10 protein-coding genes are annotated in these 9,560 nt (G+C 69.8%); 2 read left to right on the forward strand and 8 right to left on the reverse strand.

The features are described 5' to 3' along the window. The 7 genes from P409_RS16935 to P409_RS16965 form a co-directional block, all read right to left on the reverse strand. Window positions 1–266 (reverse strand): Ldh family oxidoreductase (locus P409_RS16935; protein WP_034839810.1); only part of this gene is annotated, 266 nt, incomplete at its 3' end. Further along, window positions 266–1,372: a mandelate racemase/muconate lactonizing enzyme family protein gene (locus tag P409_RS16940; RefSeq protein ID WP_034839814.1), complete on the reverse strand. Its 1,107-nt coding sequence runs from the start codon at window positions 1,370–1,372 to the stop codon at window positions 266–268. The genes P409_RS16940 and P409_RS16935, both read right to left, overlap by 1 nt. 35 nt (window positions 1,373–1,407) lie before the next feature. Next, entirely contained in the window at window positions 1,408–2,085 is a 678-nt protein-coding gene (locus P409_RS16945; protein ID WP_034839818.1) for a GntR family transcriptional regulator, read from the reverse strand. Between the two features lie 209 nt (window positions 2,086–2,294). Next, entirely contained in the window at window positions 2,295–2,678 is a 384-nt protein-coding gene (locus P409_RS16950) for a VOC family protein (RefSeq protein ID WP_034839821.1), read from the reverse strand. Between the two features lie 17 nt (window positions 2,679–2,695). After that, complete coding sequence (locus P409_RS16955; RefSeq protein ID WP_152613422.1) at window positions 2,696–4,054, reverse strand: ATP-binding protein; 1,359 nt, start codon at window positions 4,052–4,054, stop codon at window positions 2,696–2,698. After that, a complete protein-coding gene (locus P409_RS16960) occupies window positions 4,051–4,743 on the reverse strand; it encodes a response regulator (RefSeq protein WP_052120799.1) in 693 nt (230 codons plus the stop codon). The genes P409_RS16955 and P409_RS16960 overlap by 4 nt, the downstream gene beginning before the upstream one ends. A gap of 12 nt (window positions 4,744–4,755) precedes the next feature. Next, window positions 4,756–5,277, reverse strand: coding sequence for a MarR family winged helix-turn-helix transcriptional regulator (locus tag P409_RS16965; protein WP_034839830.1), 522 nt, complete (start codon window positions 5,275–5,277; stop codon window positions 4,756–4,758). Window positions 5,278–5,354: 77 nt separating this feature from the next. On the opposite strand from P409_RS16965, the gene P409_RS16970 reads away from it, so the two are divergent. Continuing rightward, window positions 5,355–6,251 (forward strand): branched-chain amino acid aminotransferase, encoded by an 897-nt coding sequence (locus P409_RS16970; protein WP_034839834.1) that lies wholly within the window; start codon window positions 5,355–5,357, stop codon window positions 6,249–6,251. 206 nt (window positions 6,252–6,457) lie between these two features. Here the strand turns inward: P409_RS16970 and P409_RS16975 are convergent, their stop codons facing one another. Further along, entirely contained in the window at window positions 6,458–8,611 is a 2,154-nt protein-coding gene (locus P409_RS16975; RefSeq protein WP_052120801.1) for a TonB-dependent siderophore receptor, read from the reverse strand. Window positions 8,612–8,733: 122 nt separating this feature from the next. Between P409_RS16975 and P409_RS16980 the strand changes: the two genes are divergently transcribed. Then, window positions 8,734–9,560: ABC transporter substrate-binding protein (locus P409_RS16980; protein WP_034839837.1), on the forward strand; the 827-nt coding region annotated here is incomplete at its 3' end.

Below are 9,560 nucleotides of genomic sequence, written 5' to 3' on the forward strand. Positions count from 1 at the left end.
GGGCCGGGCAGCTTGCGCCCGTCCCAGGTCAGGCAGGCGCCCAGGTCATTGACCACCGCCGGGTCGCCGTCCAGCCGCATGCCGCCGGAGTCGATCTCGCGCAGGTAATGCGGCAGCAGGGCCAGGCCGTGGGTGGTCTTGCCCAGGCAGTCGCCCTCGACCAGCACCTCGGCGACATCCGCCGCCTTGTCGGCCGGCATGCCGGCCTTGCCCAGCAGGGTGCGGGCGAAGCTGGCCAGTGCTTGGGCATCATAGAGATCCGCCATCAGCTGGTGTGCCGGTTGCGGTGGACGATGACGCGGTCCAGCGCCTCCCAATCCCATTCGATGCCCAGCCCCGGCTTGTCCGACGGGATGGCGCGGCCGTTCTCGATCCGGATGTCCTCGGTGGTGACGAGGTCGAGCTGCGGGATGTATTCCAGCCAGCGGCTGTTCGGCACGGCGCAGCACAGCGGCAGGTGCAGCTCCATCAGGAAATGCGGGCAGACCGGCACGTTGAAGGCCTCCGCCATATGGGCGACCTTCAGCCAGGGGGTGATGCCGCCGATGCGACCGACATCGACCTGGACGATCGAGCAGGCGTCGCTCTGCAGGTAGTCCTTGAACTGGGAGATGCTGTACATCGACTCGCCGACCGCGATCGGCACGCTGGTCGACGCCGCCAGCCGCTGATGGGCGCGGACGTCGTCGGCGTGGATCGGCTCCTCGAACCAGGCGATGCCGACCTCCTGGAAGCGGCGCACCCGGCGCACCGCCTCGTCCAGGGTGAATCCCTGGTTGGCGTCGGTCATGATCTCCCAGGCGTCGCCGACCTGCTCGCGCACGGCCGACAGCCGGGCCATGTCCTCGGCCACATGCGGCCGGCCGACCTTCACCTTGGTGCCGCCGAAGCCCTTCTCCTTGGCCTGCAGCGCCTCCTCGACCAGCGCCGCCTGGTCCAGGTGCAGCCAGCCGCCCTCGGTGTAGTAGAGCTGGATGCTGTCCTTGGCGCCGCCGGCCAGCCGGTGCAGCGGGATGCCGGTGCGGCGGCTGCGCAGGTCCCACAGCGCCGTGTCGATGGCGGCCAGCGCGATCGAGGTCAGGGCCCCGACCGTGGTGGCGTGGACGCGGTAGAACAGGTCGCGCCAGATCCGCTCGATATCGTCGGCCTCCCGGCCGATCAGGAGCGGCGCCAGGTGGTCGTCCAGCAGCCGGGCGACGGAGGAGCCGCCGGTGCCGATGGTGTAGCTGTAACCGGTGCCGACGGCGCCGTCCGCGTCGGTGATGCGGACCATCGGCGTCTCCTGCAGCTCGAAGGCCTGCACCGCGTCGGTGCGCTTGACCTTGGGCTTCAGGTCGGCCTGCAGGATCTCGACGGAAACGATCTTGGCCACGGGGGATGTCCTCTGCGGTGAGAAGGGATGGCCGGTCAGGCCGGTTCGTCGGCCGTCCAGCCGTCATAGCGCCGCCAGGAGGCGCGCAGATGCCGCTCCAGGGCGGCGGCCGCGCCGTCCTCGTCGCCCGTCTCGATGGCGGCCAGGATGGCCTGGTGCTCGATGATCGTCGGGGCGATGTCCTGCGGCACCTTGGCGAACAGCCGGGCGTGGTGCAGGTGGGGATGCAGGTCGCGCACGCTGCGGGCCAGGATCTCGTTGCCGGCACCGTCCAGCATGGCTTCGTGGAAGGCCTGGTCGGCCTGGTTGGCGGTCAGGTAGTCGCGGGCCTTACGGCCGAGCCGGCCGCCCTCCATCGCCTCCAGGCTCTCGCGCATCCGCCCGATCGCGGCGGCCGGGCGGCGGCGCGCCACCTGCCGCGCGGCCCAGCCCTCGGCCAGGACGCGATAGGCCAGCAGCTGCTCGAACCAGTCGCGCGGCGGTACCGGCGCCACCGAGAAGCCGGCGAAGGAGGAGGCGGCGACCAGCCCGTCCGCGGCGAGGCGCGTCAACGCCTCGCGGATCGGCGACGAGCTGACCTCCAGCTCACGCGACAGGGCATCGATGTTCAGCCGCGCGCCCGGTTCATAGACCCGGTCGAGGATGCGCTCCTGCAGCACCCGCATGACCTGGTCGGCCAAGGCAACGCGGGAGATGGCGGCTTTCGGCGGCATGACGATCCTCCCCGGATACACCGGCCTGATAGCGGCCCGGGCGGGAATGAGTCAATCATGCATCGTGGATCGTGCATGATTTGTCGCGCGTCGAACAACGACATGATCTTCGATCTGCAGGCGGTGGACCTGCCGCGGAGCTATCGCGTCCGGCTCAACTTCTGAGCGGGACCTTCGGGTCGGCGGGGCCGGCGGCCCCGCGCCGGCAATCATCCCGTCCGCGTCTCGAAAACGCAGAACTGGTTCTCTTCCGGATCGACCATCACCGTGTAGCCATCGGCCTCGCGCTGGACCCTGGCGCCGAGGCTCAGCAGGCGCCGCACCTCGGCGGCGCGATCCGCTGCGGTGATGTCGAGATGGACGCGGTTGTTCGTGTAGTCGCGCCCCGGCACCTGGTGGAAGCACAGGCTGGGGCCCGGTCCGTCGACCAGGACGACGGGGTCGGTCTCCGGCGTCAGGCCCAGCGCGGCCAGGCGCTCGATCTCCGCCCGGTCGTAGGGGCGCACGGCATAGCCGTCGAGCGCCGCGGCCCAGAATCGGGCCAGGGCCGGCGCCGAACGGCTTTCGAACACGATCTCCCGCAGCCGGCCCATCGGTCTCCCTCCCAGGGTCAGAGCGGCAGGCGCACCGTGCAGCGCAGCCCGCCCATCGGCGAGGTCGACAGCATCAGGTCGCCGCCGTGCCGCCGCGCCACGTCGCGGGCGATGGCGAGGCCCAGCCCGGTGCCGCCGGTCTCCTGGTTGCGCGATTCGTCCAGCCGGACGAAGGGCTTCATCGCCTCCTCGCGCTGGTCCGGCGGGATGCCCGGGCCGTCATCGTCCACCACCAGGGCGACGGCGTGCTCGTCCTGGATGACCGACAGCCAGATGTGCCGCGCGTGCCGCCGCGCATTCGACAGCAGGTTCGCCAGGCAGCGTCGCATCGCCTCGCGCCGCAGCGGCAGCACCTGGCTCTCCGGCGCGTCGAAGGCGATGTCGGCGCCTTCCCGCCGCGCCGCCACCACCACCTCCTCAAGGAAGGCGGAGAGGTCGGTCGGCGTCGCCTCCTCGGTGCCCTCGCCGCGGGCGAAGGCGAGGTAGGCATCGATCATCTGCCGCATCTCCTCAACATCGGCGCGCAGCTCGTCGATGTCGGGCCCGTCGCCGAGCATGGCGAGTTGCAGCTTCATCCGGGTCAGCGGCGTGCGCAGGTCGTGGCTGACGCCAGCCAGCATCTCGGTGCGCTGCTGGATCTGGCGGCGGATGCGGTCGCGCATGTCGATGAAGGCCTCGGAGGCCTGGCGGATCTCCTCCGCCCCATGCGGCCGGAACCCCGGCATGTCGCGGCCCTTGCCGAAGCGGTCGGCGGCGATGGCGAGGCGCCGGATCGGGCGCAGCTGGTTGCGCATGAAGATGATGGCGACGGCCGACAGGATCACCGTCGACCCCAGCATCGACAGGTAGAACAGGTTGGTGGTGAAGCTGGACAGCCGCTTGGACGGAACTTCGACCGTCAGCACGCCGTCGGACAGCTGCATCCGGACGACGTCGGTGTCGTTCTCGTCGCCGGATTGGATGGTGAAGTCGTAGGGCTGCGACGCCCGAATGCCCCGGGCCAGGGCGCGCTGGCCCTCATCCAGGGCATCGCCGCTGGTCGACCCCAGCTCGACGCCGGGGTCGAAGCTGTAGACCAGCCCGGTGTTCCGCTGCGCCCGGCTGAACACGGCGGCGCGGGCGATCGGGGTCATGCCGCCGCCGATCTCGTCGATGGTCAGGCCGATCTCGCCGGAGACGGTGCGGGCCATCGTCGTGGTGATCACGTCGATGTGGCGGCCGAAGAAGACGTAGGTCGAGATCGCCTGGGCCAGGATCATCGGCGTGACGATGATCACCAGCGCCCGGCCGAACAGGGTCCGCGGCAGGAACCTCTTGATCCTCGCCCGCAGCCGGAGGGGGGTGGACAGCCGGGGCAGGGCGGGGGCGCGCATCATCCGTCGGGTCTCAGCACATAGCCTTCGCCGCGCACGGTATGGAGATAGCGGGGCAGGCGCGGGTCGGGCTCGATCTTACGCCGAAGCCGCGTCACCTGCACGTCGACCGCCCGGACGCCGCCGTCGATGGTGCCGGATTCGGTCAGCGCCTCGCGCGACACGGTCTCGCCGGCATGCTGGGCCAGGATGCGCAGCAGGTTCTCCTCGCCGGTGGTCAGGCGCACGCGCTCGCCCTCCTGCAGCAATTCGCCGCGCTCGATGTCGAAGGTGAAGGCGCCCAGCCGGATGGTGCCGGTGGCGCGGGGCGGCGGCGGGGCCAGGCGGCGCAGGATGCTGTTGATGCGCAGCACCAGCTCGCGCGGCTCGAACGGCTTCGGCAGGTAGTCGTCGGCGCCGCTCTCCAGCCCGGCGATGCGGTCCTCCGGCTCGCCGCGCGCGGTCAGCAGCAGGATCGGCGTGCTCATGCGCTGGCGCAGGTCGGCGGTCAGCTGCAGCCCGGTCTCGCCCGGCATCATCACGTCCAGCACCAGCAGGTCGAAGGCGATCGCCGCCAGCTTCTCCCGCGCATCCGCGGCGTCGACCGCGGCGGTGACCAGGAAACCGTTCTCCATCAGGTATTTGCGCAGCAGCTCGCGGACCCGGCGGTCGTCCTCGACGACCAGGATGTGGGCGGGCTCGTCGGCGGCCATCGTCATCGGCGTCTACCGGCTGGCGACACGGGGGGCGGCGGCCGGCGCGTCCGGCTCCTCCTCCAGCGCCGTCGGCTCGCTCAGCGCGATCAGCCCCTCCAGCACCTTGCGGAAGCCGTCCACCGCCTCCGCCCCGGCATTGCGGTAGGCTTGGCCGATCAGCTTGCGCTGGCTCTCGAACAGCTGCCGCTCCAGCCCCTCGCCCTTGTCGGTCAGGGTCAGCAGGCGCTGCCGCCGGTCGCGCTGGCCCTGCTGCTGTTCGACATAGCCGCGCTCGACCAGCTCGTTCAGGACTCGGCCCAGGCTCTGCTTGGTGATGCGCAGGATCGCCAGCAGCGCACTGACTGTGATCTCCGGATGCCGCCCGATGAAATAAAGCGCACGGTGATGGGCCCGGCCGAGACCCAGGGTTGCGAGCAGCGCATCGGGCTCGGCAGTGAAGCCGCGATAGGCGTAGAATAGCAGTTCGATGCCTTGGCGGATCTCCTCCTCGCGGAGGAAGAGCGGGTTCACGGGCGATTTTATGTCAGCCATGTTGACTTGTTTTGACCCCGAATGTTACCGCTCACGGTCCGACGGCGACACAAATGACAATGCGGGAAAGGCCCATCATGTCGACGACTCCTCCCTTCCACGACCGTGACGGCTGGATATGGATGGACGGCAAGCTGGTCGAATGGCGTAGCGCCAACATCCACGTCCTGACTCACGGCCTACACTACGCCAGTTCTGTATTCGAAGGGGAGCGGGCTTACAACGGCCGGATCTTCAAGGGCACGGAGCACTCGAAGCGGCTGGAGTTCTCGGCCACCACGCTGGGCATGAAGCTGCCCTTCAGCACGGCGGAGCTGGATGCGGCAAAGGCGCTGACCCTTGAGAAGAACGGCCTGACCGATGCCTATATCCGCCCGGTCGCCTGGCGCGGGTCGGAGATGATGGGTGTCTCGGCCCAGGCCAACACCATCCATGTCGCCATCGCGGTGTGGGAATGGCCGAGCTACTTCTCGGCCGAGGCCAAGATGAAGGGGATCCGCCTGACCCTGTCCGACTGGCGCCGCCCGTCGCCGGAGTCCGCCCCGGTGCACGCCAAGGCGGCCGGGCTGTACATGATCTGCACCCTGGCCAAGCACAAGGCCGAGGCCGCGGGCTACCAGGACGCGCTGATGTACGACTATCGCGGCTATGTCGCCGAGGCGACCGGCGCGAACGTCTTCATCGCCATCGACGGCAAGCTGCACACGCCGACCGCCGACTGCTTCCTCAACGGCATCACCCGCCAGACCGCGATCGAGCTGGCGCGCCGCAACGGCATCGAGGTGGTCGAGCGGCACATCCAGCCGGACGAGCTGGCGAAGGGCACGGAAGTGTTCCTGACCGGCACCGCGGCCGAGATCACCCCGGTCGGTGAGATCGGCCCGCACCGCTTCACCCCGGGCCAGATCTGCAAGGCCATGATCGACGCCTACTCGGCCGAGGTCCGGAAGGAACCGAAGGCGGCGGCGGCCTGAAGTTGAGCTGAGCCACCCCAGGGGCGCGTCTCGGAAGCGGGACGCGCCCCTTTCTGTTTCTGCCCGGCAGCCGGCCGGACGGTGCCGCCGGAGCCCCCCTCACCCGAAATCGCTGCGCGATTTCGGCCTCTCCCCAAGGAGAGGTGATGTTTCCCTCTCCTTGGGGAGAGGGAGGGTGAGGGGGCTGGCGCCGGCCCTTCAGCGCGTCACCACCGATACTTGATGCTGCCGATCACCGTCTGGCCCAGGCCCTCGTAGCAATAGCCCTGGGCGCAGGTGGTGTAGTCGCGGTCGAACAGGTTGGTGGCGTTGACCGCCAGCTGCAGCCCGTCCAGCCGCGGCTCGATCGCGCCGAGATCGTAGCGGATGGCGGCGTCGAACAGCGTCACGGCGTCGTTGCGGCCGGTCGAGTTGTCGTCGTCGCGATAGCTCGACCCGATATAGCGCACGCCGGCGCCCAGGCTAAGCCCCGGCACGATCCGGTCCGGCACCCGGTAGTCGGCCCAGGCGGAGACGATGTGGTTCGGGATGCCGGACGGGTCCTTGCCCTCGGTCGCCTCCGTGCCTTCGGTGACCTCGGGGTCGAGATAGGTGTAGGCGAGCTGCAGGCTCAGCCCGTCGCCGAGATCGGCGAGGCCCTCCAGCTCGATGCCGCGCACCCGCACCTCGCCGCGGGCGGCCCTGTAGTTGACATGGGCCGAGTCCGCAATCAGCCCGTTCTCCTGCGTCATCTGGAACACCGAAGCGGTGATCAGGCTGTTCAGCCCTTCGGGCTGGACCTTGATGCCGGCCTCGATCTGCTCCCCGGTCGTCGGCTTGAACAGGCGGCCCTGCCAGTCCGTCCCCGTGTTCGGGGTGAAGGAGGTGGCGTAGGAGACATAGGGCGCGAGGCCGAAATCGGTGACGTAGCTCAGGCCGACGCGGCCGGTGAAGGCGCTGTCGGAGGCGTCCTGCTCGGTGCCGGCGAGACGTTCCCGGCTGGTGGTCTTGAGCCAGTCATGCCGGCCGCTCAGCGTCAGCAGCCAGCCGCCGAAGCGGATCTGGTCCTGCAGATAGACGCCGATCTGCTGCTGCTGCTGCAGGGTGCGGGCGTAGACTGGTGGCTGGCTGATGTGCTGCTTGCCGTAGTTCTGCGTGACCAGATCGAGGTCCGGCGCCGGCCCGTCGCCCGCGATATGGGTGGTGTCGAGGAAGGTGTAGTCCACGCCGGCCAGCAGGGTGTGCTGCACCGGCCCGGTGTTGAAGCGCAGCTGCGCCTGGTTGTCGACCGACACCGTGTCCAGGCTCTCGCGGTCCTGGCCGGCGCGGCGGAACACGGTGTTGCCGTCGTCGGACAGGCCGGTGATGTAGACGTAGCGGGTGTTGGCATCGACATGGGCGTAGCGGAAGCTCTGCCGCAGCGTCAGAGCGTCGTCGACCCGGTGCTCGATCTGGTAGCCGGCGCGCACGCTCTCCATGTCCAGATCGTTCCAGGCCGGATCCGCGGTGCGGATGTCGAGCAGGCCCGTGGCCGGCGAGTAGTAGTTGAACAGGCTGCCGCCGGTCTTGTCCTTCTGGTAGGCGCCGAGGAAGGTGACCGTGGTGTCCTCGTTCGGCCGCCAGGTGAAGGCCGGGGCGATATAGGCGCGGTCATCCGGCACCGCCGGCATCTGGGTGTCGCTGTCGCGGAACAGGCCGGTCAGGCGCCAGGAGAACCGGTTCTCGTCGTCCAGCGGGCCGCCCAGGTCGAACTGGCCCTGATAGCGGTCATGGTTGCCGAATTGCAGCTCGGCCTCGCGCAGCGGCTGGTCCGGCGGGCGCTTGGTGACCAGGTCGACCAGCCCGGCGGGCGAGGACAGGCCGTAATTGGCCGAGGCCGGGCCGCGCAGCACGTTGATGGCCGCCAGGCCGTAGGGCTCGGTGCGGATACCGGCGAAGACCTGGCCGGTCGGCTGCCGCAGCCCGTCGCGGAAGATGCCGAAATAGGCGGCGTCGAAGCCGCGGATCCAGAACTGGTCGAGCCGCGGCGAGAAGCCGTAGAGGCCGGTCAGGATGCCGGGGGTGTAGGCCAGCGCCTCCTGCAGGCTCTGCGCGTTGCGGGCATCCAGCTGGCCGCGGGTGACGACCGAAATCGACTGCGGCGTCTCGAGCAGCGGCGTGTCGGTCTTGGTGGCGCTGGCGCTGGTCGTGGCGGTGAAGCCCCGCACTTCTGTGGTCGGCGTCTCCGCGCCGCCCTGCACCACGATCGGGGCCAGCGTCACTCCCGCGTCGCCGGCCGGTCCCTGCGCCTCGGCCTGGGCGAGGGTCGGCGTCGGCGCGAGCGCCGTGGTGGCGAGCAGCCCGAGGAGGAGGCAGGCGCGGGGGCTGGGTCGATGTCGCATCGGTGGGATGGGCTCCGGTTGCGGGGAAGGGCGGCAGGGTTGCCAAGGGCGCGATGTCGCGCTAATTGACACTAATTCTCATTCTCGTCTAGTTCGAATGGGAACGTGACCAGGACAAATTCATGAGCCGATCCAAGGCGCTGGCCTGCGCCCTCCTGCTGCTGACCTGTCTCTTCGTCCTGCCGGCCCGGGCGGGCTGGCCGGTGACCGTGACCGACGCCGCCGGCCGGCAGGTGACGGTGCCGCATCAGCCGCGGGCGGTGCTGCTGGGCGCCGGCATTAACCTGGTGGCGCTGGCGTTGGTCGACCCCGACCCGGTGTCGCTGCTCGCCGGCTGGGCCGACGACACGCGGCAATATGATCCCGGCCTCTACGCCGCCTTCCTGGCCCGGTTCCCGCGCCTGGCCGAGGTGCCGGTGGTCGGCGGCGGCACGGATGACAGCTTCTCGCTGGAGAAGTCGCTGACCGTAGGGGCCGATCTCGCCATCTTCGGCGCCTGGCAGGCGGAGACGGAGCAGGGGCGAATGATCCTGGACCGGCTGACCGCGGCCGGTGTGCCGGCGGTGGTGGTCGATTTCAACCGTCGGCCGCTGGCAAACACGGCGCCGGGCATCCGGCTGCTGGGCCGCGTGCTGGGCCGGGAGGACCGGGCCAACGCCTTCGCCGATTTCTGGGAGGCGCGGCTGGACCGCATCCGCCGGCGCATGGCCGCCCATCCGGAACCCGGCCCGGCCGTGCTGATGCACGCCTATCCACAGCCGGACGATTGCTGCTGGGCGTTCGGTGAGACCGGGCTGGGCGAGCTGGTGTCGCTGGTTGGCGGCCGCAACATCGCCGCGGACCGGTTCCCGGATGCCGGGGGCGGGGTGCTCAGCCTGGAATATGTGATCGGCCGGGACCCGCAGGTCTACATCGCCACCGGCCTGCCGCAGGCCGACGGCGTGCCGGG

Origin of the sequence: Inquilinus limosus MP06 (genome assembly GCF_000767795.1) — a bacterium.
GTDB classification, from domain to species: domain Bacteria; phylum Pseudomonadota; class Alphaproteobacteria; order DSM-16000; family Inquilinaceae; genus Inquilinus; species Inquilinus limosus_E.